Genomic DNA, 24,490 nt, shown 5'->3' on the forward strand with positions numbered 1-24,490 from the left:
ATCTACCGGCAGGTAGGGGTGCTGTGAGCAGTGGATCAGGTGATTCGCGCCACGGCGCGGACCCCTGCCATGCTGTGTGATCACCTGCCCTCACCGACTGTCACGGAACGGGACCCATGCCTGCGGAAGCCAAGGTGGAAGCCACTGCCGCCCACGCGAGACAGCCGGCCTCGCCGCCCCTCACCGAGCGACAGGAGGCCCGCCGCCGGCGGATCCTGCACGCGAGCGCGCAGTTGGCGAGCCGGGGCGGTTTCGACGCGGTGCAGATGCGGGAGGTCGCGGAGTCCTCGCAGGTCGCCCTGGGCACGCTCTACCGCTACTTCCCCTCCAAGGTGCACCTCTTGGTCGCCACGATGCAGGACCAGCTGGAGCATCTGCACGGCGCGCTGGGCAAGAAGCCCCCCACGGGTGACACGGCGGCGGAGCGGGTCGCGGAGACGCTGATGCGGGCGTTCCGCGCCCTGCAGCGCGAGCCGCACCTGGCGGACGCGATGGTCCGTGCGCTGACGTTCGCAGACCGGAGCGTGTCGCCCGAGGTGGACCAGGTCTCCCGTCAGACGACGGCGATCATCCTGGACGCGATGGGCCTGGAGAATCCGACCCCCGAGCAGCTCTCGGCGGTCCGTGTCATCGAGCACACCTGGCACTCAGCCCTGATCACGTGGCTCTCGGGCCGCGCCTCCATCGCCCAGGTCAAGATCGACATCGAGACGGTGTGCCGACTGATCGACCTGACGACGCCCGAAGGGCAGAAGTAGAACCGAGGGGGCACAAGAAGAACCTACGAGACGGGTTCCCTTCGCCGGCATTGTCCGGATCAGGTATTGGGGGTCGCCTTCCGGCCTGACTGCTGCCTTCCAGCCTCTCAGCCCGACCGTCGACGTCGGCCTCGGCGGATGCCGCAGCGTCACGCCCAAGTCGGCTACTCCGGTCGAACTCCCTCACTCGTCCCGTAGGCCACTTTCAGGATAGACCGGACGAGCGGATACGGAACCCCCCAAAGCGGAAATTTTGCAAGCCCGCCACTTCCGCCCCAGCCCCTCCGCTACTCCTCCGGCGGAAACACCGCCTCCCCCCTCCCCAGCAGCGTGATCACGATCGCCTCCACGGGGCAGCTCTCGGCCGCCGCCAAGATCTGTTCGCCCGCGTCGGTGTCCGGCTCGACGGGCCGGGACTGGCGGCCCGGGTCGAGAAGAAACGCGTCGGGGGCGTGATGGACGCACTGGGCGGAGCCGATGCAGACGGAGCGGTCGACCTCAAGATGCCAGCGGTCCCCCATCGCCGCTCACGCCTCCCATCCCGCCGGCAGATGGATCATCTTGTGCTCGAGGTACGCGCCGTACCCCTCCGGCCCGAACTCCCGCCCCAGGCCCGAGTTCTTGTAGCCGCCGAACGGGCCCAGCATGTCGAGGCTGAAGGTGTTCACCGAGTAGGTGCCGGTACGGACCTGTCGCGCGATCTCGATGCCGTGCGCGACGTCGGAGGTCCACACGCTGCCGGACAGGCCGTAGTCCGAGTCGTTCGCGATCTTCACCGCCTCGGACTCGTCGCCGTAGGGAAGGAGGCAGATCACCGGGCCGAAGATCTCCTCCCGCGCGATGCGCATGGAGTTGTCGACGTCGCCGAAGAGGGTCGGCTCGACGTACCAGCCCCGGTCCAGGCCCGCCGGGCGCCCGCCGCCGGTGAGGATCTTGGCGCCCTCCTCCTGGCCGATGCGGATGTAGTCCAGGTTCCTGCGCTGCTGCCGTTCCGCCACGAGCGGGCCCACCTGGGTCGCCGGGTCCAGCGGGTCGCCGACCACGAGCGCGCTCGCCGCCGCCGCGAGGGCGTCCGCGAACTCGTCGTAACGGGAGCGGGGTACGAGGATGCGGGTCTGGGCGACGCAGGCCTGGCCGTTGTTCATCCAGGCGGCCGGGACGATGCCCGCGACCGACGCCGCCACGTCCGCGTCCGGCAAGACGACGGCGGCCGACTTGCCGCCCAACTCCAGTGTCACGCGGGTGAGATGGCGCGCGGCGACCTCCATCACGCGCTTGCCGGCCGCGACCGAGCCGGTGAAGGAGACCTTGTCCACGTCCGGGTGCCCGACCAGGTACTCGCTGACCTCGCGGTCGGCGGGGAGGATGGACAGCACCCCTTCCGGCAGCCCGGCCTCGCGCGCGATCTCGCCGAGGAGGTACGCGTCCAACGGCGACTCGGGGGACGGCTTCAGCACCACCGTGCAGCCAGTGAGCAGCGCGGGCGCGAGCTTGGCGGCGGCGACGAACTGCGGGACGTTCCAGGGGACCACGGCCGCCACGACCCCGACCGGCTCGCGCCGCACGAGGAGCTTCCCGAGAACCCCGTCCCGCGTCTCCTCGTACGTGAAGTCGCGGGCGACCTTGATCGCCGAGTCCCAGACCATCATCGCGCCGAGCGCCTGGGCGAGGACGCTCCAGGAGTACGGGGAGCCGTTCTCGGAGGAGATGACCCGGGCGATCTCCTCGTGGCGGACGGCGATCGCGTCCTTGATGCGGGTGACGACCTCGATTCGTTCGTCGAGAGTCAGACGCGGCCAGGGCCCTTCGTCAAAGGCACGGCGGGCGGCGGCCACGGCCCGGTCGACGTCCTCCCGTGAGGCGTGCGGGACGCGACCGATGACCTCCTGGGTGTGCGGGGAGATCACCTCGATGACGTCCTTGCCGAGGGGGTCGGTCAACTCCCCGCCGATGAACAGCTGTCCGTGTTCCACGAGCTCGGTCATGGCCGACTGCCTCCTGCGGCACGTTTTCTGACGCTGTTTCAGAACTGATATCAGTTCTAGTTAAACTAAGCCAGAGTCCGGACCAAATGGGCCCCCACCAGCGGGTTTCCCGCCGGTGGGGGTGCCGTCATGCCGCGTGGGCCATCGTTCCCTTCACCGGCCGCGCGATACATGCCGTCGACCGCCTTCCGCGTGCGGCTCTCACTGCTCGGCATGAGGTGCGTGTAGACCCGCAGGGTGAACCCGGGGTCACTGTGCCCCAGGTACCGGCTCAGCGCCTTCACGTTCTCCCCCGCGTCCAGCAGGACGGACGCGTAGAAGTGCCTGAGCGCGTGCATGCCGCCCTCCCGGGACTCCGCGATCCGTTGGCCCGACTCAGGCTCAGGGAGGACACCAGCGGCTACGAGGGCGGGCTTCCACGCCTGCACGTTGCAGTTGTTGCGCACGAGCGCGCCACCCTCGGGGGCGGTGAACAACAGCTTCTTGGTGACGGGCCGCCCGCCCGGCACGAGCCACGGCAACGTCACCTCCTTGGGCGGGAACCGCTTCATGTGGGCCGCGAACGCCTGCCCGACGACCCGTTCGGGTAAGGACACGTCGCGCACCTTCCCACGCTCCGGCGGTGCGAACACGGCTGATACGTTGGCTACTTGCAGGCCGCAGCAGGTGCACGGAGCCCGCTGTAAGGCTGCCGGACATGGCAAGGGAGAGCGTCGATCAGCTGACGGAGGGCATCACCGCGGGCTCAGGGGCGTGGCCGGCCTGGGGATGCCCCGGACCCGGGCGGATGCCCTTGTATCGGTGCGTTCGGTTCCCGCAGCGAGCCGGCCTGGTGCCGGTCTGCGCACATGCCGTGCTTGCTCAGTGATGAAGGGCCACGCGCACTCCCTCAACCTGGTTTGAAAGGCCCCGGGATGCGGTCAGCTGGCCGACTCGAAGGACGTCGCGGCGATGTCCTCCAGTACCGTCGGGCGCGACGGCGACCAGCCCAGGGCACGCCGTGCGGTCTCGCCCGACGCCTGCTGATCGAGCAGCAGTGCTTCGCCGTGCAGTCCGAGCCGCTCGAGTGTGTGCGCCACGGGCTCGGCTTGGACCCGGCCGGACAGGCCGACGGACTGACTCACCGCTTCGGTGATCTCACGAACGGTGGGGTTCACGCCGCTCGCACCGAGGAAATACGAGCCCGCAGAAGCCTTCTCCAACGCGAGTATGTACAGCTCGGCGACGTCGTCCACGTGGACCGTGCTCCAGTGTTGGTCTCCGGGGCCGATCATGGTGAGTGCGGGTGCGTCCCCGGCGGTTCTCTGACCGGCGGCAACCAGGTTCAGCAGTCCGCCGCCGCGACCGTAGACCACGGCCGGCGCCACAACCGAGGAACGCACACCCGGCGCTGTGCGGACACGCTCGGCGATGGGCACGCGCCACGCCGTCAGTCGCGGCGCGTTCATCGGGGTCGACTCGGTGATGGCGCTGCCACTGCCGTGATCCCAGACGCCTGTGGTGTGGACGAAGGCCTTGCCGGTGTTCTGTAGTGCTCGGAGCATGTTGGCGACCGCCACCTCTTCGACGGCCGCGCCGGTCTCGTCACCGGGCGACGCCAGATGGATGACGCCGTCGCTTTCCGCGACGAGTTTGCGGATGGCCTCACCGTCTGACAGGTCGGCAATCGCCGCTTCGGCGCCCTTGGCGCGGACGACTTTCGCCTTGTCGCTGTTCCGCACCAGGGCGGTGACCTGATGGCCCTTGGCGATGAGCCGTTCGAGCACGGTGCCGCCGATGTAGCCGGTACCGCCGGTCAGTAGTACGCGCATGATGCCTCCTCTGCCATCCATCTCGAGTTCGAACTACTCATCCGCTCTAGACGCGCCATTCGACTGACCGAGGTCGGGGAGGCGCTCCCGCCCGAGGCCCATGCCGCCCCGGAGGCCGGCCGACTGCGCGCCGACGACGGCCGCCCGGTGACGCCGAAGCGGCGATCAGGCCCCAGCCGGGGACGTGGAACCCGGCGCACGTTCGTCCGTCGAAACGCGGGGAAGCAGTGCCAAGGCCTGCTCAGAAGCCCCATTGACAACCTCCGGAGTGGCGCCCGCCTTGCCCAGGGCCTCAAGCCCCCGCAGCACGGCAAGTAGGAGGCTGGCGAGGCCGTCCGCGTCCGCATCGGCATCCAGCGAGCCTTCGGCCTGGGCCTGCGCGATACAGCCCCGCAGCGCGCCGTGCAGCCCACGGACAACCGCGGCGATCCGCTCGGCAACGGTCTGGTCGACGGACGACAGTTCCGCTGCGATCTTGGCCATCATGCAGCCGCGTCGTTCCCTATCCCTGGTGATGCCTTCAGCGACGTTACGTACATGCCGCTCCAGCTTCAGCAGGGCCGGTCCTGGGCCCCCCAGAGCTGTACGCCAGGCTCCCAGGGCGTCACTGTTGTAGCTGTCGAGAGCCCGCAGGAGCAGCGCATGCTTGTCCCCGAAGGCTCCATACAGACTTCCTCGACCCAGGCCCGTCACGGCGCTCAGGTCATCCAGGGAGGTGCCGTTATAGCCCACAGACCAAAACTGGTCGCGGGCAGCGTGCACAACCTCTTCTTCGTCAAACTGTCGAGGCCGAGCCATGGGGCAACTGTACGCCGCGTACAACAGCCAAAATCGCCTCCGGTGACCGGTTTGGAGCTGTCCGGTCGATCACGCGATCGCGTCGAGTCGGGGGCCTGGAGCCTGGCCGAACGACTCGTCGTGGGCTGCGGCGAATGGGCCTGTGGGACATCTTGTCGGACGATGAACGACTGCGTTGGACCTTCGATCAGGACACCCGTACAGACAGGGGCGGCCATCAGGGGCGGACGAGGACGGCGCCTACCTTGCCGGGCCGTACTGCGTGCTCCACGGCGGTGGTCAACTCGTCAAGGCTGTACGTAGCGGCCACGTCGAACTGGTCCGTGAGCGCCAGCGCGATCTGCTTCGCGGTCGCGATGTCGGATGCCCGCCTGTCGGCGGAGGCCTCCAGCACCCACCGGCCGAGGGTTGCGCCCCTAAGGGTCAGCGACTGGTGCAGCAGCGTCGATGCATGCACCGTGATCGGCTCTTCGGCGAGCTGCCCGTAAATGACCAGCTTCCCGCCTGGTGCCAACAGGTCCAAAAGGTCCTCCACAAGCTTCCCGCCGATCGGGTCGAAGGCCACACTCACCGGACGGCCGCCGGCCGCCCTTCGGACTTCGTCGGCCCAGCCCGGATGCTCTGTCGCCACGACCGGCACGTCCGGGAACCGCTTGCGAAGCTCGGCGGCACCGCTGTCGCTGCGGACGACATTGACGAGCGGCAGGTTGTGGAACTGGCACACGCCCGTCACCAGCCGCCCGACCGACGAGCCCGCGGCGGTCTGCACCAGAAAGCCGTCGTATCCGAAGGCCAGATGCTCCTGTGCCTCACGGCGCAGCATCACCGCGGTGAGCGGGTTCACCATCATCTGCGCGGCGACCTCGTCCGGCAGCTCGTCCGGAACGGCGACGACCACCTCGGCATCCGCCACGATCCACTGGGACCACGCGCCTGGATGGAGGAAGACCGCTACGCGGCCGCCGACCTCGACACCCGGCGCCACGCGCGTCCCCGGGCCGATCGCCTCCACCACGCCGGTGGCCTCCACACCGCCCGGAACCGGCTCTGTAGCCGTCCCGGGGTAGGCCTCGACGGCCAGGAGATCACCGCGGTGCACTGCGAAGGCCGTGGTGCGGATGAGGACTTGGCCGTGCTCAGCCGCCGGCTCCGGCTCCTCGATGACGGTCAGGACGTCGGCGGGTGGCCCGCCGCGGGTGTAGACGACTCGACGGTTCATGATTCTCCTCCTGCGCGCTGGTATGTGTGGGGCTTGGCCAGGGCGTCAGCCGACGTCCTGCAGCAGCAGGTGCTTTGCGCTGAGTGCTCCGTCCAGTTGCATCAGCCGGCCGCCCTCTCGCAGACCGCCAAGGTCCAGGGCGGCAAATCCGAACTCGTCCAGCAAGCCGGCCACGGCTGCCTTCGCGCCGGTGTCGTCGCCCGCATAGAAGGCCACGAGCCGTCCTTCGGCATGCCGGGGGTCCGCGGCGATGAACGGGCCGTACAGCGTGTTGAGAGCCTTCACGACCCGGGCACCGGGAAGGTGGCGGGCGACCCATTCGCTGCCCGTGAGGTCTCCGACGTCGTACCGGCCCCGGTAGGGGTTGGCCGCCGCGAACTGATTCGTCGTGTCGACGACGATCTTCCCGGGCCAGCTGGTGAGGTCTGTCAGTTCCGGCACGGCGAAGAATGGCACCGCGAGGAAGACGAGCTCCGGCTTCGCCGCCTCCTCGGCCGTTACCGCGCGGGCCTTCGGCCCCAGCTTGCCCACGAGGGCTTCGAGAGTCTGGGGACCCCGGCTGTTGCCGATGAGTACCTCATGGCCGTGGCGGATGGCCTTGTCGGCGACCGCCTGTCCCACCTCTCCTGCGCCGAGTACGCCAATGGTGCGGTGTGTGGTCACGGTGTTCTTCCTCGCTCGTGTGCCAAGACCGTGCGAGCTGCCCGGCATCGGCTCGCACAGCCGACCCGGCGGCGTGTTCAGCCTGCAGAGACCCTCAGAGGGAACCGACGCCCTCGTTGCCGGCGGGAGCCATCGACATTCCGCCTATTTGTTCGGTTATGTACCTACTAGTAAATAACTCGAACCGGGAGTGTTGCAACCGGCGTGGCACGTGCCAGCCACGGCACGGACGCCTGGGTCGATGGCGAGGGCCGACCAGCCGAACCGGTTGAACGAAGTCGACGTGCCACAGGCCCGCCCGGGTGCGCGCGACGGCGTCGAGCCCTGCTTCCCCCAGGCGCCCCCCGCCAACTCCAGCCTCAAGGGAACTCGCAGGTCAGATGAGGGGAACGGAGCCCGCTGCAAATCTGCCGAGTCGCCCCGGGCTGGGCCACCTCTGGGCCGTCCAAGGGTGGCCGACAACGACCGACAACGACAGGCCACACCAGGTTCCTCAGCTGGTCAGCGTGATCCCCACTGGAGCGCTCGCACACGTATCTGACGTTCAATCAGTTCTCGTTATAGTGGGCAATGGTCGGTGGAGAATGGTCAGTCGGCAACGGTCATGGAGCCACCCCGGGGGCGGAGGACACGGATGACGGCGACGAGGACGTTCGATCACGGTGGGGGCGTGCGGTCGGTCGCGGTCCCCATCCCGGACAACCCGCTCGGCCACACGCTGGTGTACGTCGTGGACACCGACCGGGGGCCGGTACTGGTCGACACGGGCTGGGACGACCCCGGGTCCTGGGACACCCTCGCCGAGGGGCTGGTGGCGTGCGGTACGTCGGCGGCGGAGGTCCACGGCGTCGTCATCACACACCACCACCCGGACCACCACGGGCTGTCGGGGCAAGTGCGGGACGCCTCCGGCGCTTGGATCGCGATGCACGCGGCGGACGCGGCGATCGTACGGCGCACGCGCGAGACGCGCCCCGAGCGGTGGTTCACGTACATGGCGGCGAAGCTCACGGCGGCAGGGGCCCCGGAGGACCACGTCGCCCCTCTCCGCACGGTCCGCCGCCGCACCCTCCCCGGCCTCTCCCCTGCCCTCCCGGACCGCGAGATCGTGCCCGGCGAACTCCTGGACCTCGCCGGCCGCCGTCTCCGGGCCATCTGGACGCCGGGCCACACCCCCGGTCACGTCTGCCTGCACCTGGAGGAGGACCACCCGGCCCAACTCCCGGGCCACGGCCGACTGTTCTCCGGCGACCACCTGCTCCCGGAGATCACCCCGCACATCGGCCTGTACGAGGATCCGGACGACGCGACGGTCACGGACCCTCTGGGCGACTACCTGGACTCCCTGGAGCGTGTGGGCCGGCTGTCCCCGGCCGAGGTGCTCCCCGCCCACCAGCACGCCTTCGCCGACGCACCGTCCCGCGTACGGCAGTTGCTGGCCCACCACGAGGAACGGCTCGCCGGCCTGCTGGCCCTGCTCGTCGAGCCGCACACGCCCTGGCAGTTGGCGGAACTCATGGAGTGGAACAGGCCCTGGGAGCAGATCCCGTACGGCTCGAGAAACATCGCGGTCTCGGAGGCCGAGGCCCATCTACGGCGACTGGTGAAGCAGGGGCGGGCGGAACCGGTGACGGGGAGCGATCCGGTGACGTACGTGGCGGTGTGACTAGAACGCCGGCGTCCGTATCAAGTCCTCCGCTTCGCCGAGGAGTTCGGTTTCTCGCGGCGTCATCGTCGGGTTGGCCGCCCGGCGGGTGCGGGCCTCCTTCAGGGTTTCGGGAGTCAGCGGTGTCGGGTCGGCCAGGAGTGCGGTGAGCATCGTTCGGGCCGGGGCCGCGATCTCGGTGTCCGAGACCGCCACCTGGGCGAGGATCACCGCCGGCATGGCCCAGTCCAGTCCCGGGGTGCCGTTCTCCGTGTTGGACCAGTCGATGACCCGTGGGCCGGCGGGCGTGAGGATCACATTGTCGGGGTGCAGGTCGAGGTGGAGGACGCGGGACACGGGGGCGGCCGTGTCACGGGCGGGGATCGCGTGCAGTTGCCGTAGGAGGCGCGCGATCTCCCTGCCCGCCTCCGCCGGGGCCAGCGAGCCCTCCAGCAGCGCTCCCAGCATCGTCGGGCCCGACAGGCGTTCCATCACCAGGTCCGTGCGGGACGTGGACGGGCGTACTCGAGGTGCCGGATAGCCGTGGGAGCGTACGTACGTCATTACCTCCCCCTCGGCCGCCGCGCCCCCCACCCCTCCCGGTCCCGGCGCAGCACCCACGCCTCGTCGATCTCGTACACGTCCGCCGAGCGGCCCGAGCCGAGCGGTCTCCCCGTCGTCATGGCGCTCACCGTATTACCCGTGCACAGCCGCCCCTCAGCCTCCGGCTACGGCCCGGTAGAGTGGCCGCGTCGTCATCACACCCGTACGGGGGGAAGCCGGTGCAATTCCGGCGCTGACCCGCAACCGTGAGCCGCCGGACAGGCGGTGAGCCGGACTGCCTCGTACGGGACGTTGACCGGCTCTCGTGCGCAGGCGTCCGCCCGCGCACGGCACCGTCGAGGTTTACGGAGTCGAGCCGCCCGGGGTGGGTTCCGTCCCGTGCTGCGCGGCTCCCCGTAGGGAGAGGCACCCGCCGACCATGAACGTCCGTCGCAGCGCAGCGGCCCTGGCCGCCGTCGGCGTGCTCGCCGCCACATCGCCCGCCATGGCCGCCGATTCGTCGCCGTCACCGTCCGCGTCCCCCGTGCTCCCGTCCGGGCTGTACGGCAGCACGGACCCGAAGTACGACGGCGTCTGGCGCCAGTCCCTCGCCCTGCTCGCCCAGCGCGCGACCGGCTACCGGCCCGCCGCCGAGGCAGTGGACTGGCTGACGGGACAGCAGTGCGCGAACGGCGCCTTCGCCGCCTTCCGCCCCGACCCCGCCCAGGCCTGCGACGCCAAGGTGATGGTCGACAGCAACAGCACGGCAGCCGCCGTACAGGCCCTGCACGCGGTCGGCGGGCAGGACGGTCACATGGCCAAGGCCGTCGGCTGGCTCAAGTCCGTGCAGAACGCCGACGGTGGGTGGGGGTACGCCCCCGGCGGGCCCAGCGACGCGAACTCGACCTCCGTCGTCATCGGCGCGCTCACGGCCGCCGGCGATAAGCCCGCCGACGTCGTCAAGAGCGGCAGCTCCCCGTACGACGCCCTCCTGAAGCTGGCCCTGCCCTGCACCGGTGACGGCGCGGGCGCCTTCGCCTACCAGCCCGACAAGAAGGGCAAGCCCGCCGCCAACGCGGACGCGACCGCGGCGGCCGTGCTGGGTGCCCTGGGGCAGGGTCTGAACACCGGGGCCGGGAAGACGTCCGACGCCGCTTGCTCCGACTCCGGCACGCTCACCCCGGCGCAGGCCGCCGCCAACGGTGCCTCGTACCTCGCGCAGGCCGTCGCCAAGGACGGCCACCTCACCTCCGCACTCCCCGGCGCCCCCGCCCAGCCCGACTACGGCAACACCGCCGACGCGGTCGTCGCGCTCGCTGCGCAGGGCGGGGCCGAGCGGGCGCAGAAGCCGCTGGCGTGGTTGGAGAACAACGCCGCGGCCTGGGCGAAGCAGAGCGGCCCCGCCGCCTACGCCCAGCTGATCTTCGCGGCCGACGCCTCGGGGGCGGATCCCCGAGACTTCGGCGGTACGGACCTGGTGCGGGCCCTCAACGCGACAGGACCGGCCCCACAGCAGCCCGCCAAGAAGGCTGACAAGAAGTCCGACGACTCCGGCAGCACCAGCGTCTGGTGGATCGTCGGCACCGGACTCGTCGCCGGGATCGGCATCGGCTTCCTGCTCAGCGGCCGCCGGAAGCAGCAACAGCTGTGACCGCCGTCCGCCGTGCCGCGCTCCTGCTCCTGACCGCGTTCCTCGTCCTGGGAACCGTCGGCCAGGCGCAGGCCGTCGGCTACCGCTACTGGTCCTTCTGGGAGCGCGCCGACGGCAGTTGGACGTACGCCACCGAGGGCCCCTCCTCCGCCCGCCCCTCCGACGGCGACGTCCAGGGCTTCCGCTTCGCGGTGAGCGAGGACTCGGCCGACGCGACGCGCCCGCGCGGCACGGCGGACTTCGGTTCCATCTGCGCGAAGACGCCCGCGAGGGAGGGCCAGAAGCGAGTGGCCCTGGTCATCGACTTCGGTACGGCGACGGACGCCCCGTCCGGCGAGACGCCGCCCGCGGCCAGAACGGCGTGCGCGCGCGTGTCGTCCGACGCGACGACAGCCGAGGCCCTGGCGACCGTGGCCAAGCCCCTGCGCTACGACACGAACGCCCTGCTGTGCGCGATCTCCGGGTACCCGGAGAAGGGCTGCGGCGAGCAGATATCGAAGGAGCAGAAGGAACCGAGGGAGACGGCGACCCCCGACAACAACGGCCCGTCACTGGGCCTGTGGGCCGGAGTTGGAGCGGTGGTCCTCCTGGGAGCTGCGGCGGTCTGGCGTGCGCGGAACCGTGCCTAGACGAGCCGCCCTCCACCCCGGCGCCTGGTGGCTCTGGTCCCTGGCCCTCGGCACCGCCGCCACCCGTACCACCAACCCCCTCCTCCTCGCCCTCCTCATAGCCACCGCGGGCTACGTAGTGGCCACCCACCGCACCACAGCACCCTGGTCCCGCTCCTACACGGCCTTCGCAAAGCTCGCGTTCGCCGTCCTCCTCATCCGCCTCGTCTTCGCGATCGCCCTCGGCTCCCCCATCCCCGGCACCCACGTACTCGTCACCCTCCCCGAAGTCCCGCTCCCCCACTGGGCGCAAGGCATCCGACTGGGCGGCAAGGTCACCGCGGAGTCGCTCGTCTTCGCGTTCTACGACGGCCTCCGCCTCGCCACCCTCCTCGTCTGCGTCGGCGCCGCGAACGCCCTCGCCAACCCGGCCCGCCTCCTCAAGTCCCTGCCCGGCGCCCTGTACGAGATGGGCGTGGCCGTGGTCGTCGCGCTCACCTTCGCGCCGAACCTCATCGCCGACGTCCAGCGCCTGCGCGCCGCGCGCCGACTGCGCGGCCGCCCGGACAGCGGCACCCGCGGACTGCTCCAGGTGGGACTCCCTGTGCTGGAGGGGGCGTTGGAGCGCTCCGTCGCCCTCGCCGCCGCGATGGACGCGCGCGGGTACGGCCGTACCGCCGAGGTTCCCGCCCCCGTCCGCCGTACGACCACCGCGCTCACGCTCGGCGGCCTGCTCGGCGTCTGCGCGGGAACGTACGGACTGCTCACCGCCGAAGGCGGCACGTACGGCTTGCCCGTCCTGCTCGCCGGAGTCGTCGCCGCCCTCGCGGGCCTGCGTCTCGGCGGCCGCCGCTCGCCGCGCACCCGGTACCGGCCCGACCCCTGGGACGCGCGGGCCTGGCTCGTCGCCGCGTCCGGTGCGGCAGTTGCCGCGCTGCTCGCGCTGGCGTCCGCGAGGGACCCGTCCGCCCTGCACCCCGGGGTCGTCCCGCTCACCGCGCCCACGCTCCCCCTGTGGCCGGCGGCGGCCGTACTCCTCGCCCTGTTGCCCGCCTTCGTCGTACCCCGGGAGCCGTCGTGATCCGCTTCGAGGATGTCAGCGTGACATACGACGGCGCCGCCGAACCCACGGTCCGTGGCGTTGACTTCGAGGTGCCGGAAGGCGAACTCGTGCTGCTCGTCGGCCCGTCCGGGGTCGGCAAGTCGACGGTGCTCGGTGCGGTCGGCGGACTCGTGCCGCACTTCACCGGCGGCACCCTGAGCGGTCGCGTCACGGTCGCCGGGCGGGACACCCGTACGCACAAGCCGCGCGAACTCGCCGACGTCGTCGGCACGGTGGGCCAGGATCCGCTCGCGCACTTCGTGACGGACACGGTGGAGGACGAACTCGCCTACGGCATGGAGTCGTTGGGGATCGCACCGGACGTGATGCGACGGCGGGTGGAGGAGACCCTGGACCTGCTCGGGCTCGCCGACCTGCGCGACCGGCACATAGCCACGCTGTCCGGCGGACAGCAGCAGCGGGTCGCGATCGGCTCGGTCCTCACCCCGCATCCCCAGGTCCTCGTCCTCGACGAGCCGACCTCGGCGCTCGACCCGGCCGCCGCGGAGGAGGTGCTCGCGGTCCTCCAGCGCCTCGTCCACGACCTCGGTACGACCGTCCTGATGGCCGAACACCGTCTGGAGCGGGTGATCCAGTACGCCGACCAGGTCGTCCTCATGCCCGAGCCGGGCGCCGCCCCAATACTCGGCGCCCCGGCCGAGGTGATGGCCGTATCCCCGGTCTACCCACCGGTGGTGGACCTCGGCCGCCTCGCCGGCTGGACCCCGCTCCCCCTGACGATCCGCGACGCCCGTCGCCGAGCCACCGACCTGCGCGAACGCCTCGCCGGTCGGGAGGCCCCACACGCGGAGACACCCCCGCCACCCCCAGCCCCACTCCTCCCCTCCCCGCGTCGCCTCCTCCGCAGGCGCACCCCCACCCCCGCACCCCCACAAGTCGCCGAAGTCCGCTCCCTCGCCGTCCGCCGAGGCCGCGTCGACGCCCTCCGGCACATCGACCTCACCGTCGCCCCCGGCGAGACCATCGCACTCATGGGCCGTAACGGCGCCGGAAAGTCCACCCTGCTCAACGCTCTCGTCGGGCTCGTCGAACCCACCGCCGGTTCCGTACGCGTCGGCGGGGCCGTCCCGCACCGGACCCCGCCCCGCGAACTGGTGCGCCGCGTCGGGCTTGTGCCGCAGGAGCCGCGCGATCTGCTGTACGCCGACACGGTCGCCGCCGAGTGCGCGGCCGCCGACCGGGACGCGGGCGCCGCCGCCGGGACCTGCCGCGCACTGGTGTCGGGCCTTCTCCCCGGCGTCACCGACGACACACACCCGCGCGACCTCTCCGAGGGCCAGCGACTGGCCCTCGCTCTGGCCGTGGTCCTGACCGCGCGCCCTCCCCTGCTCCTCCTCGACGAGCCGACCCGCGGCCTGGACTACGCGGCGAAGGCCCGGCTGGTCGGCGTGCTGCGCGAGCTCACCGCCGAGGGACACGCCACCGTGCTGGCCACGCACGACGTGGAGCTGGCCGCGGAGCTCGCCCACCGGGTGGTGCTGCTGGCCGACGGTGAAGTCATCGCCGACGGCCCGACCGCCGGCATCGTCGTCTCCTCGCCGTCCTTCGCCCCGCAGGTCACCAAGATCTTTGCCCCACAGGAGTGGCTCACGGTCGCGCAGGTCCGGGAGGCCCTCGCATGAGCCCCCGTACGAGTACGACCCCTCAATCACGGGCCGTCCGTCTCGGCCCCCGTTCCACCGCCGCCCTCCTCCTCGTCGGCGCGGTCGGGGTCGTCGCCTTCGGCTGGCCCTTCCTCGCCCCGCCGTCCTCGCAGATCAGCGCACATGCGCAGGACGCGCCCTGGCTCTTCGCCGGTCTGCTCGCACTCCTCGTGGCGGTGGTCGGGGCGACGATCTCCGAGTCGGGGCTCGGCCCGAAGGCGGTGGCGATGCTGGGCGTGCTGGCCGCGACCGGGGCCGCGCTGCGCCCCATCGGGGCGGGCACCGCCGGGATCGAGCCGATGTTCTTCCTGATGGTGCTCAGCGGACGCGTCCTGGGCCCGGGCTTCGGCTTCACCCTCGGCTCACTCACCATGTTCGCCTCGGCGCTGCTCACGGGCGGCGTGGGCCCGTGGCTGCCGTTCCAGATGCTGGCGATGGGCTGGTTCACCATGGGGGCCGGGCTGCTCCCGGGCCCGGACCGGTTGCGCGGGCGTACCGAACTCGCGCTCCTCGCGGCCTACGGCTTCCTCGCCGCGTTCGCCTACGGCACGGTCATGAACCTCGCGGGCTGGCCCTTCATGGGCGCCCTGGCCTCGAACATCGCCCTCGACGCGCACGCCGGCGTCCCCGCCAACCTGGCCCGTTTCGTCGCGTACTGCCTGGCCACGTCCCTGGGCTGGGACCTCGGCCGGGCCGTCTGCACCGTCGTCCTCACCCTCGTACTCGGCCCGGCCCTGCTGCGCGCCCTGCGCCGGGCCACCCGCCGGGCCGCCTTCGAGACCCGGGTCACATTCGAGGCCCCTCAGGCATGACTTCGGTGTGAGCGTGCGTGTGCGGACAGTTGGCCACCCGGTGAAGCACGCCACATGACGCAGGTCACCTACGATGCCGGATCGTAGTGCGACTTGTCCGAAATGTCGACATCCACACCCCCTCCGACCTGCACTTTGCGACCCAGGTCACACAAACGACCTTCCTCTCCCATCCGGCCACAACTAGTAAAAGGGGTCATTGCGGACGCTTCTTCCGCCTGCTTCTCTGGATCCCGTCGCAAGGCACCGACAAGCCCGCCAGGGCCACGGAGCCGGGTGAACGCCCCCACCGACTCGATCGGGATTCGGGCACACCGCGATCCCTTGTCCCCGACGAAGAGGTGTTCTGTGTCCGTCTCGTTCATCCGCCGCATCGCTTCCCCGAAGAAGGCCCTCGCCGCTGCCGCCGTGGCCGCTGCCACGACCGGAATGGTTCTGACCTCGGTTCCCGCCCAGGCCGCCACCCTGACCTCGGCCTCCTCCGCTCAGGCGATCGCGCACAAGATGATCCCGGACGCCGCGCAGTACAACGCGTTCAGCAAGATCGTCGAGCACGAGAGCGGTTGGAACCCGACCGCGACCAACGCCTCCTCCGGCGCCTACGGCCTGGTCCAGGCGCTGCCCGGCGCCAAGATGGCGTCCGCCGGCTCCGACTGGAAGACCAACCCGGCCACCCAGATCAAGTGGGGCCTGGACTACATGGACTCCCGCTACGGCAGCCCCGTCGACGCGTGGAACTTCTGGCAGACCAACCACTGGTACTGAGCCGGTCCCTCAACTCGACGCACCCCCGCCCACACCGGGCGGGGGTGCGTTCGTATGTCCCCCCACCCATGGTGAACTTGACGCCCCCTGCCGACCCGGCCGACCCGGCCGACCCGGCCGACCCGGCCGACCGGAGGACCGATGACGACGGCGGAAACCGGGACAACCGGCCCTGATCCGGAAGCGCGCGGGATTCGCCTCGTGCTCGTGCTGCTGCTCCTGACCGTGGTGAGCGGGCTCATCGACGCCGTGAGCTATCTGGGCCTCGGCCACGTCTTCACGGCCAACATGACCGGCAATGTCGTCGTCCTCGGCTTCGCCATGGCCGGGGCACCCGGCTTCTCCGTGCCGCACACGGCGACCTCGCTGGCCTGCTTCCTGATCGGCGCGCACATCGGCGGCCGGGTGGCCACGCGGTTCAAGGGCGGCTCGCGCCGGACCTGGGCCCGGGCGACGCTCGGCGCGGAGGCGGTCCTGGTGGCCGCGGCGGCCGCGGTGGCCTTCGCCGAGCCGCACACCGACGGCACGACGGACGCCCTGATCGGCCTCACCGCCATCGCCATGGGCCTGCGCAACGCGACCGTGCGCAGGCTGGGCGTGGCCGACCTCACGACCACGATCCTCACCATGACCCTCACCGGCCTGGCCTCCGACGACCCCCGCGCCGAGGGCCCCGGCCGCCGCTCCCCACGCCGGGTGGGCGCCGTCGTCGCCATGCTGGTGGGCGCCGCGGGGGGCGGACTCCTCGTACGCCACCACGGCCTGGGCATCCCGCTGCTGGTCGCGGCGGTGGCCTCGGCGGCGCTGGCCGTACTGGCGTCGGGCCGGGACTGAGCACCGGCTGCGTCCGTCTCGGGGGAGGCAGGGGCGGGGTGTGGGGATGGGGAGTGCACCTGCCTCCCTCGGGACGGGCCGGCGGCGCCGGGAGCCGTCGGCCCGAGTATGTGTACGTCAGCCCGCGCTGACCTGGAGTTCCTTCACACCGTTGATCCAGGCGGAGCGCAGACGGCGCGGATCGCCGACCAGTTTCAGGCTGGGCATGGCGTCGGCGATCGCGTGGAAGATCAGGTCGATCTCCAGGACGGCCAGGGACTTGCCCAGGCAGTAGTGCGGTCCGCCGCCGCCGAAGCCGAGGTGGGGGTTGGGGTCGCGGGTGATGTCGAAGACGTCGGGGTCGGTGAAGACCTCGGGGTCGTGGTTGGCGGCGGCGTAGAAGAGGCCGACGCGGTCGCCCTTCTTGATCTGCTGCCCGCCCAGCTCGGTGTCCTGGGCGGCCGTGCGCTGGAAGGCGTTGACCGGGGTCGCCCAGCGGACGATCTCCTCGGCGGCGGTCGCCGGGCGCTCGCGCTTGTAGAGGTCCCACTGGTCGGGGTGGGTGAGGAAGGCGTGCATGCCGTGGGTGATGGCGTTGCGGGTGGTCTCGTTGCCGGCTACCGCCAGCATCAGCACGAAGAAGCCGAACTCGTCGGAGTTGAGGTTGCCCTCGTCCTCGGCTGCCACCAGCGTGGTGACGATGTCTTGTGCCGGGCACTGCTTGCGGTCGGCGGCCATGTTCATGGCGTAGGCGATGATCTCGGTGGCCGACTCCGCGCCCACCTCCTCGGTGATCGCGTACTCCGGGTCGTCGTACGCGATCATCTTGTTGGACCAGTCGAAGATCTTGGTCCGGTCCTCCTGCGGTACGCCGATCAGCTCGGCGATGGCCTGGAGGGGCAGTTCGCAGGCGACCTGGGTGACGAAGTCGAACGGGCCCGACTGCGCCCGAGCACTCTCGACGATGGCCAGCGCCCGCGCCCGCAGCCGCTCCTCCAGGGCGCGAATGGCACGCGGCGTGAACCCGCGCTGCACGATCTGCCGGACCCGGGTGTGCTCGGGCGGGTCCATGTTGAGCAGGATGAACCGCTGCATGTCGATCGCGTCCCGCTCGATGTGCGGGCCGAACCTGATGATCGCGGTGTTGAGCCAGGAGGAGAAGATCTCCGGGTGCGTGGAGACGTACTTGACGTCCGAGTGCCGGGTCACGGCCCAGTAGCCGTCGTCCGCGAACCCGGCCAGCCCGTGCGGCTGGGGAATCCAGCGCACCGGCTCGGCCTGCCGCAGTTCGGCGAACTCCGGCAGGGGCACGCGGCGGTGCAGCAGGTCGGGGTCGGTGAAGTCGAAGCCGTCGGGCAGCGCGGGACAGGGCATGGGCGACTCACTCCCAGCATTCTGACGGTCCATCAGGAACTCAGGGCTGCCGAGAAGGTAGTAACGGGTTCTACAAGTCGCAAGGGGCACGGAGCCCCCAATTCATGCACCACTCTTGCGGTTATGGACGCGGTGTCAGCAGACTGCTGACAGAACTAGTACGCGTTCTAGTTCTGCGTGGCGGGCCGGGCCGGGACGCCCCCGCGCCGCGCGGGTGACCGAGGAGAGGACAAGCCCCCCATGGCCGCGGAACCCGTGATCGTCGAAGCCGTACGCACCCCCATCGGCAAGCGCGGCGGCGCGCTCGCCAACCTCCATCCCGCCTACCTCCTGGGCGAGACCTACCGTGAACTTCTCGGCCGCACCGGCATCCCCGCCGACTGCGTCGAGCAGATCGTCGGCGGCACGGTGACCCACGCCGGCGAGCAGTCCATGAACCCCGCGCGTACGGCCTGGCTGACGATGGGGCTGCCGTACGAGACGGCGGCGACGACCGTCGACTGCCAGTGCGGCTCCTCGCAGCAGGCCTCGCACATGGTGGCCAACATGATCGCGGCGGGCGTGATCGACGTGGGGATCAGCTGCGGCGTCGAGGCGATGTCGCGGGTGCCGCTGGGGTCGGGTTCAAAGCACGGGCCGGGGAAGCCGTTCCCGGACGAGTGGAACGTGGACCTCCCGAACCAGTTCGAGGCGGCGGAACGGATCGCGCGGCGGCGGGGGTTGACGCGCGAGCACGTCGACTCACTCGGACTTCTCTCCCAGGAACGGGCGGCCGTCGCCTGGTCGGAGGAGCGCTTCAAGAAGGAGACCTTCGCGGTCCAGGTCCCCACCACCGAGGAGGAGCAGCACGCCGGTCAGGGCATGTGGCGCCTGGTCGACAAGGACGAAGGTCTGCGCGACACGTCCATGGAGGCGCTGGCCCGGCTGAAGCCGGTGATGCCGACGGCGATCCATACGGCGGGCAACTCGTCGCAGATCTCGGACGGTTCGGCGGCGATCATGTGGGCGTCGAAACGGATGGCGCGAGCGCTGAAGCTGAAGCCGAGGGCGAGGATCGTGGCGCAGGCCCTGGTCGGCGCCGACCCGCACTACCACTTGGACGGCCCGATCGACGCCACGATGGCGGTCCTCGGCAAGGCGGCCATGACCCTGAAGGACATCGACCTCGTCGAGATCAACGAGGCCTTCGCATCAGTGGTGTTGAGCTGGACCCAGGTCTTCGAACAGGACCTGGAGAAGGTCAACGTGAATGGCGGTGGCATCGCGCTCGGGCACCCGGTGGGAGCCACCGGGGCCCGGCTCATCACGACGGCACTTCATGAACTGGAGCGCGCAGACAAGGAGTTCGCGCTGGTCACGATGTGCGCGGGTGGCGGCTTGGCTACCGGGACGATCATTCAGCGGCTGTAGTCCAACCGAGAAACTCCGTGAAGGCCTCCGGCCGGAAGGCTAGCCGGGGGCCTGCGGGATTCTTGGAGTCTCGTAGCCAACGGGCACTGGACGTGCCTCCTCGGTCGCCGTCAGTGCCGTGACCGTCCTCGCCCGCGGCCCCTGGAAGACGTACGACAAGCCGAAGCCGGCGCCCACGACCACCGCACCGCCCACCGCATCCAGCACCCAGTGATTGCCCGTCGCCACGATCGCCGACACCGTGAACAGCGGGTGCAACAACCCCAGCGCCTTCATCCACCACCTCGGCGCCATCACCGCGATGACGACCCCGCACCACAGCGACCACCCGAAGTGCAGTGAGGGCATCGCCGCGTACTGGTTCGTAAGTTCCGTCAGCGTGCCGTAGTCCGGCTTGGAGAAGTCCTGGACTCCGTGGACCGTGTCGATGATGCCGAGCGTCGACATCAGGCGCGGCGGCGCGAGGGGGAAGAGCCAGAAGCCGACCAGGGCGAGGAGTGTCGCGAAGCCCAGGGACGAGCGGGCCCAGCGGTAGTCGACCGGGCGACGCCAGTAGAGGACGGCCAGCACGGTCAGCGGGACCACGAAGTGGAACGACTCGTAGTAGAAGTCGAAGAAGGCGCGGAGCCAGTCGACCTTCACCACCGCGTGATTCACCGCGTGCTCGATGTCGACGTGCAGGAAGCGTTCGAGGTCGAGGAGCTGGTTGCCGTGGTGTTCCGCCGTCGCGCGGCCCGCCTCGTCGCTGCCGCCGGCCGCCAGCCGCACCTTCTGGTACGCGGCGTAGGTGACGCGGATCAGCAGCAGCTCCAGGAGGAGGTTCGGGCGCGTCAACACCCGGCGAAGGGAGGGTAGGAGGGGGACACGGCGGAAGCGGGCAGGCACCGGCTCCGCGTACTCCGTCGGGATCGGGGTCTGGTAGTACGGCGACTCGCGGGACAGGAACGGCACCAGCGTCGCCGCCGCCAGCGCCGCCAGCAGCACGATGTTGTCCCTGAGCGGGTACACCACCGGCATGTTCGGGAGCATCATCTTCGCCGGGAGGGTGGTCACCAGGAGCACGGCGACCGGCCAGACGTAGCGGTCCGAGGCTCGTTTTCCGACCCGGCCCACGACCGCGAGCAGGACCCACAGGAGCTGGTGCTGCCAGGTGGTCGGTGAGACCGCGACCGCCGCGCAGCCCGTGATCGCCACGGCGAGCAGGAGCTGGCCGTCCTGCGCGTAGCGCACGGCGCGGCGCAGGCCGAGGGCGGCGACGGTCGCGCCCAGGAGGAGGAAGAGGGCTATCTCCAGAGGTCCGGTGAGGCCGAGGCGGAGCAGGGCGCCGTGCAGGGACTGGTTGGCGAGGTCGTCGGCCTTGCCGCCGAGGCCCACGCCGGCCATGTGGTGGACCCAGTAGGTGTACGAGTCGTGCGGCATCGCGGCCCAGGCGAGCGCCGTGGCCGCGGCGAACGTGCCGGCGGTGGACGCGGCGGCCCGGCGGCGGCCGGTGAGCCACAGCAGCGGGATGAAGAGGAGCACGGTGGGCTGGAGGGCGGCCGCCACGCCTATGCACAGGCCGCCGGCCCGTTCGCCGCGTACGGCGAAGCAGCCGAGCAGGACCAGGAGGACCGGGATGATGCTCGTCTGGCCCAGCCACAGGGTGTTGCGGACCGGCAGCGACAGCATCAGCAGGCTGATCGCCACCGGCGCCGCGAGCAGCGAGGTGCGGCGGCTGACGGGCTGAGGCAGGGCCCGGGCGGCGACCACCCCGAGCGCGACGACCAGGAGCAGCGTGCCGAAGGTCCAGCCCCAGCCGAGGGCCTGCTCGGCGGAGCGGGTGAGCGGCTTGAGGACCAGGCCGGCGAAGGGGGTGCCGGTGAAGCGGGTGGAGTCGTAGAGCGAGCCCGTGACGTGCAGGACGCCGTTGGGGCCGACCCAGGTCTCCAGGTCCGTGAGCCGTTCTCCGCTGGGGGTGCTCAGGACGGCGGTCATCTGCCGTACGACAAGGACGGCGACCACCGCCCACAGTCCGAGCCGGGCCGCCCCGAGACGTGTCCCGGCCGTCGTACCCCCGAAAACTTCCGCCGCTCGCCCGCTGTGCTCCGCGTTCGCCACGCCTCGCCGGCCTCCCGCCCCGTCGGTCCCGCACGTCCCCCCGGTGAGAGACGCAGGCAACCCGCGCTTCACCTGACGTCCGCTCGCCTTTTGTCCGGAAGACGATAGTGCTGGGGCGGTGCGGTTGCCCCCGTCCAGCGCGAGATGGATCACAGCGCGGTGTCCGAAAACAGGTATGGAGGCGGACATACGTGCCTGCGCAAGCGCGGTTTGGCTGCACTATGCATCCACCTGGATACGTCACGTCAGCGAGGGTCGTCCCCCTATGGTCAGTTTTCGGGCCGCCCTGGCGCGGGCCGTGTCCCTGTCCCCGTCGAGGAGACCCCGGCGTTTGCGGCGGAGGTCGAGAAGGCGGAGTCGAACCGCCCGAAGGTCCCGCTGCGCGAGATGGTCGCGGGCCAGTGGAGGGCCCTCCTGCTGTGCGTGCCCCTGATCCTGGTCTTCAACGTCACCGACTACATGCTGCTGTCGTACATGCCCAGCTACCTCACCAGTGAGCTGAAGTACGACGAGACGCACGGCCTGCTCGTGGTGCTCGGCGTGATGACGCTGATGACGCTGATGACGCTGATGACGATCGTGCAGCCGTTCGCCGGTGCCCTGACGGATCGGATCGGCCGCCGCCCGGTGATCGCGGCGGGCTGCGCCGGCTTCCTGTTGCTGTCCGTGCCCGCCCTGCTGCTGATCCGCCAGGGCAGCCTGCTCGCGGTCGCCCTCGGTATGGGCGCCCTCGGTCTGCTGCTGGTCTGCTTCACGGCGGCGATGCCCGCGGCCCTGCCGGCCCTGTTCCCGACCAGGGTCCGCTACGGCTCGCTCTCGATCGGCTTCAACGTCTCGGTCTCCCTGTTCGGCGGCACGACTCCGTTGGTGGTCACGGCCCTGATCGGCGCCACAGGCGACATGATGATGCCCGCCTACTACATGATGGCGGCGGCCGTGATCGGCGGCTTCGCGGTGTGGCGCATGGCGGAGTCGGCGGGCCGCCCGCTGCCGGGGTCGGCCCCTTCCGTGGAGCAGGTCTGAGCCAACCTCGTCGCAGAGGTGATCCACGAGGACCAGCCGCTGGGATACCGGCGTGGCTTGTGAGCGTCGGGGGGACACTGGCGATGGCTGCCCTCCGCCACCGGCGGAATCGGGGTACTCGACCAGTGAGGGACACGGAAAGGCATGAGCGCAATGAGCGGGTCGCAGGTCTGGGACGACGTCGATTTCTACTTCACCACGCACCTCTCGCCCGACGACGAGGCGCTCCAGGCATGTCTGCGCGACAGTGAGGCCGCCGAGCTGCCGCACGTCAATGTCACGGCGAACCAGGGCAAGTTCCTGCAACTCCTTGCCCAGATTCAGGACGCCCGGCACATCCTGGAGATCGGCACGCTCGGCGGCTACAGCACCATCTGGCTGGGCCGCGCCCTGCCGACCGACGGCCGACTGATCTCACTCGAGTACAGCGCCCGGCACGCCGAGATCGCCACCCGAAACATCGCCCGCGCCGGACTCGACAAGGTCGTCGAGGTGCGGGTCGGCCCGGCCCTGGAGTCGCTGCCGAAGCTGGCCGACGAGAACCCGGCCCCGTTCGACCTGGTCTTCATCGACGCCGACAAGGCGAACAACCCGCACTATGTGGAGTGGGCGCTGAAGCTGACGCACACGGGCAGCCTGATCGTCGTGGACAACGTCGTGCGGGGCGGCCGAGTGGTCGACTCCGAGAGCATCGAGCCGGACGTCCGCGGCACCCGCGCCGCCATCGAGATGATCGCCACCCACCCGAGGCTCAGCGGCACGGCACTGCAGACGGTGGGCAGCAAGGGCTACGACGGTTTCGCGTTGGCCCGGGTGCTGGCATGACACTGCCCGGCGGCTGTCACATCTCGTGATAGAAGCCCACGTTGACGGTGCGCGGTGCGGCGCGGTCCACGATGACGAGTTCGCCCGAACCGCCCCGGGGCAGCCGCACGCTGCCGCCGTAGACGAGGGGCTGCGCGTACTCGCCGACCGTCAGCCGGACCTCGGAGGACGGCTCGGGCTGGGATCCGCGCAGCCAGGTCACCTGCCAGACGCCGTCGGTCCCGCACAGGAACTCCAGGTGGACGCGGGAGACGAACAGCCAGTCGTCCGGTGTCTTCAGCCGGCACACGGACCCGTCCCGGCCGACCCGCAGCACGGCGCCCGGATCGCTGGGCGCGTCGGCCATGAGCATGCCGGCCGTGGCACCCGCGTCCGCCCCGGAGACGGTGGCCATGGTGAGTTCGAGCACGTGCGCTCCCCCTGAAACATCCTGGTACGGCGGCCGGTTTGGCCCACCGCCGCCGAATGATAAAACGCCCGGCCCCGTCGCGTCCGGCACAATGGACTCATGACCGAGCGAAAGCCACCGGGCGTCCCGTTCGAGTCTTTCGTCGACAAACAGATCCGTGACGCACAGCGGCGCGGCGAGTTCGACCGGCTGGCGGGAGCGGGTGAGCCGTTGCCACCGGGCACCGACACGTCGTACGACGAACTGTGGTGGATCAGGCGGAAGATGGCGCGCGAGGGGCTCACGGTCCTGCCGCCCGGGCTGGCCCTGCGCAAGGAGGCGGAGGACGCGCTCGCGGCGGCGTACGCGGCCCCATCGGAGCGCATCGCGCGGAAGATCATCACCGACGTCAACGTGAAGATCCGCGACATGATGTTCAAGCCACCGCCCGGCCCGCCGCTGGGAAAGAAGCCGTACGACGTCGAGGAGGTCGTACGGGAGTGGAGACGGCGGCAGGAAGGCAGCCTCTGAGTTTC

General features: G+C 70.5%; 21 protein-coding genes, 3 pseudogenes and 2 riboswitches. Of the genes and pseudogenes, 13 read left to right on the forward strand and 11 right to left on the reverse strand.

Going from position 1 to position 24,490, the window contains the following annotated elements; all coding sequences use genetic code 11:
• The first annotated feature begins 116 nt into the window (after positions 1–116).
• Positions 117–758, forward strand: coding sequence for a TetR family transcriptional regulator (locus tag ACFYXB_RS20525; protein WP_389584222.1), 642 nt, complete (start codon positions 117–119; stop codon positions 756–758).
• 19 nt (positions 759–777) lie between these two features.
• Positions 778–953: riboswitch (TPP riboswitch) on the reverse strand.
• A 92-nt stretch (positions 954–1,045) separates the two neighbouring features.
• On the opposite strand, the gene ACFYXB_RS20530 is transcribed toward ACFYXB_RS20525, so the two are convergent.
• From ACFYXB_RS20530 to ACFYXB_RS20560, 7 genes and pseudogenes are all read right to left on the reverse strand, one after another.
• The gene (locus ACFYXB_RS20530; protein ID WP_351356647.1) at positions 1,046–1,279 is read right to left on the reverse strand and encodes a ferredoxin; all 234 of its coding nucleotides are present in this window, start codon (positions 1,277–1,279) and stop codon (positions 1,046–1,048) included.
• A 6-nt stretch (positions 1,280–1,285) separates the two neighbouring features.
• Positions 1,286–2,743: an aldehyde dehydrogenase gene (locus ACFYXB_RS20535; RefSeq protein WP_389584224.1), complete on the reverse strand. Its 1,458-nt coding sequence runs from the start codon at positions 2,741–2,743 to the stop codon at positions 1,286–1,288.
• 65 nt (positions 2,744–2,808) lie between these two features.
• Positions 2,809–3,381, reverse strand: a pseudogene (locus tag ACFYXB_RS20540) (hypothetical protein); the annotation flags it as partial.
• A 282-nt stretch (positions 3,382–3,663) separates the two neighbouring features.
• Positions 3,664–4,554, reverse strand: a complete 891-nt coding sequence (locus tag ACFYXB_RS20545) for an NAD-dependent epimerase/dehydratase family protein (RefSeq protein ID WP_389584227.1) — start codon at positions 4,552–4,554, stop codon at positions 3,664–3,666.
• Positions 4,555–4,719: 165 nt separating this feature from the next.
• Entirely contained in the window at positions 4,720–5,352 is a 633-nt protein-coding gene (locus tag ACFYXB_RS20550; RefSeq protein WP_389584230.1) for a TetR/AcrR family transcriptional regulator, read from the reverse strand.
• Positions 5,353–5,569: 217 nt separating this feature from the next.
• Complete coding sequence (locus tag ACFYXB_RS20555) at positions 5,570–6,571, reverse strand: zinc-binding dehydrogenase (protein ID WP_389584233.1); 1,002 nt, start codon at positions 6,569–6,571, stop codon at positions 5,570–5,572.
• Positions 6,572–6,616: 45 nt separating this feature from the next.
• On the reverse strand, positions 6,617–7,234 hold the full coding sequence (locus ACFYXB_RS20560) for an NADPH-dependent F420 reductase (protein WP_389584236.1): 618 nt from the start codon (positions 7,232–7,234) through the stop codon (positions 6,617–6,619).
• A gap of 634 nt (positions 7,235–7,868) precedes the next feature.
• Here ACFYXB_RS20560 and ACFYXB_RS20565 point away from each other — a divergent pair.
• Positions 7,869–8,900, forward strand: a complete 1,032-nt coding sequence (locus ACFYXB_RS20565) for an MBL fold metallo-hydrolase (protein WP_389584239.1) — start codon at positions 7,869–7,871, stop codon at positions 8,898–8,900.
• On the opposite strand, the pseudogene ACFYXB_RS20570 reads toward ACFYXB_RS20565, so the two are convergent.
• Positions 8,901–9,562: pseudogene (locus ACFYXB_RS20570) on the reverse strand (phosphotransferase). It abuts the gene before it with no gap.
• A 90-nt stretch (positions 9,563–9,652) separates the two neighbouring features.
• A riboswitch (cobalamin riboswitch) is annotated at positions 9,653–9,722 on the forward strand.
• Positions 9,723–9,861: 139 nt separating this feature from the next.
• On the opposite strand from ACFYXB_RS20570, the gene ACFYXB_RS20575 reads away from it, so the two are divergent.
• The 7 genes from ACFYXB_RS20575 to ACFYXB_RS20605 all read left to right on the forward strand — a co-directional run bounded on the left by ACFYXB_RS20575 (position 9,862) and on the right by ACFYXB_RS20605 (position 16,858).
• Positions 9,862–11,073: a prenyltransferase/squalene oxidase repeat-containing protein gene (locus ACFYXB_RS20575; RefSeq protein WP_389584242.1), complete on the forward strand. Its 1,212-nt coding sequence runs from the start codon at positions 9,862–9,864 to the stop codon at positions 11,071–11,073.
• The gene (locus ACFYXB_RS20580; protein ID WP_389584244.1) at positions 11,070–11,702 is read left to right on the forward strand and encodes an SCO2322 family protein; all 633 of its coding nucleotides are present in this window, start codon (positions 11,070–11,072) and stop codon (positions 11,700–11,702) included. Before ACFYXB_RS20575 ends, ACFYXB_RS20580 begins: the two co-directional genes overlap by 4 nt.
• Entirely contained in the window at positions 11,668–12,762 is a 1,095-nt protein-coding gene (locus ACFYXB_RS20585; RefSeq protein ID WP_389584551.1) for a CbiQ family ECF transporter T component, read from the forward strand. The genes ACFYXB_RS20580 and ACFYXB_RS20585 overlap by 35 nt, the downstream gene beginning before the upstream one ends.
• Positions 12,759–14,426: an ABC transporter ATP-binding protein gene (locus ACFYXB_RS20590; RefSeq protein WP_389584247.1), complete on the forward strand. Its 1,668-nt coding sequence runs from the start codon at positions 12,759–12,761 to the stop codon at positions 14,424–14,426. The genes ACFYXB_RS20585 and ACFYXB_RS20590 overlap by 4 nt, the downstream gene beginning before the upstream one ends.
• Positions 14,423–15,259 (forward strand): ECF transporter S component, encoded by an 837-nt coding sequence (locus ACFYXB_RS20595; protein WP_389584250.1) that lies wholly within the window; start codon positions 14,423–14,425, stop codon positions 15,257–15,259. Before ACFYXB_RS20590 ends, ACFYXB_RS20595 begins: the two co-directional genes overlap by 4 nt.
• A 348-nt stretch (positions 15,260–15,607) precedes the next feature.
• Positions 15,608–16,024 carry a transglycosylase SLT domain-containing protein gene (locus tag ACFYXB_RS20600; RefSeq protein WP_389584252.1) on the forward strand — a complete coding sequence of 139 codons (417 nt, stop codon included), beginning with the start codon at positions 15,608–15,610 and terminating at the stop codon, positions 16,022–16,024.
• Between the two features lie 141 nt (positions 16,025–16,165).
• Entirely contained in the window at positions 16,166–16,858 is a 693-nt protein-coding gene (locus ACFYXB_RS20605) for a YoaK family protein (RefSeq protein ID WP_389584254.1), read from the forward strand.
• Between the two features lie 117 nt (positions 16,859–16,975).
• Here the strand turns inward: ACFYXB_RS20605 and ACFYXB_RS20610 are convergent, their stop codons facing one another.
• Positions 16,976–18,211: a cytochrome P450 gene (locus ACFYXB_RS20610; RefSeq protein WP_389584256.1), complete on the reverse strand. Its 1,236-nt coding sequence runs from the start codon at positions 18,209–18,211 to the stop codon at positions 16,976–16,978.
• 240 nt (positions 18,212–18,451) lie between these two features.
• On the opposite strand from ACFYXB_RS20610, the gene ACFYXB_RS20615 reads away from it, so the two are divergent.
• The gene (locus ACFYXB_RS20615) at positions 18,452–19,621 is read left to right on the forward strand and encodes a steroid 3-ketoacyl-CoA thiolase (protein WP_389584258.1); all 1,170 of its coding nucleotides are present in this window, start codon (positions 18,452–18,454) and stop codon (positions 19,619–19,621) included.
• Between the two features lie 39 nt (positions 19,622–19,660).
• Here ACFYXB_RS20615 and ACFYXB_RS20620 read toward each other — a convergent pair whose 3' ends face one another.
• Positions 19,661–21,718 (reverse strand): bifunctional glycosyltransferase 87/phosphatase PAP2 family protein, encoded by a 2,058-nt coding sequence (locus ACFYXB_RS20620; RefSeq protein ID WP_389584260.1) that lies wholly within the window; start codon positions 21,716–21,718, stop codon positions 19,661–19,663.
• A 312-nt stretch (positions 21,719–22,030) separates the two neighbouring features.
• Between ACFYXB_RS20620 and ACFYXB_RS20625 the strand changes: the two are divergent.
• Together ACFYXB_RS20625 and ACFYXB_RS20630 are read left to right on the forward strand one after the other, a co-directional pair.
• Positions 22,031–22,741 (forward strand): annotated as a pseudogene (locus ACFYXB_RS20625) (MFS transporter); the annotation flags it as partial.
• Between the two features lie 153 nt (positions 22,742–22,894).
• Entirely contained in the window at positions 22,895–23,566 is a 672-nt protein-coding gene (locus tag ACFYXB_RS20630) for an O-methyltransferase (RefSeq protein ID WP_351356703.1), read from the forward strand.
• 16 nt (positions 23,567–23,582) lie between these two features.
• Here the strand turns inward: ACFYXB_RS20630 and ACFYXB_RS20635 are convergent, their stop codons facing one another.
• Positions 23,583–23,975 (reverse strand): hypothetical protein, encoded by a 393-nt coding sequence (locus ACFYXB_RS20635; protein WP_389584263.1) that lies wholly within the window; start codon positions 23,973–23,975, stop codon positions 23,583–23,585.
• 99 nt (positions 23,976–24,074) lie between these two features.
• Between ACFYXB_RS20635 and ACFYXB_RS20640 the strand changes: the two genes are divergently transcribed.
• Positions 24,075–24,485, forward strand: a complete 411-nt coding sequence (locus ACFYXB_RS20640; RefSeq protein ID WP_351356708.1) for a DUF1992 domain-containing protein — start codon at positions 24,075–24,077, stop codon at positions 24,483–24,485.
• Positions 24,486–24,490: the final 5 nt, after the last annotated feature.

The sequence above is a fragment of the Streptomyces sp. NPDC002619 genome (genome assembly GCF_042889305.1).
Classification (GTDB): domain Bacteria; phylum Actinomycetota; class Actinomycetes; order Streptomycetales; family Streptomycetaceae; genus Streptomyces.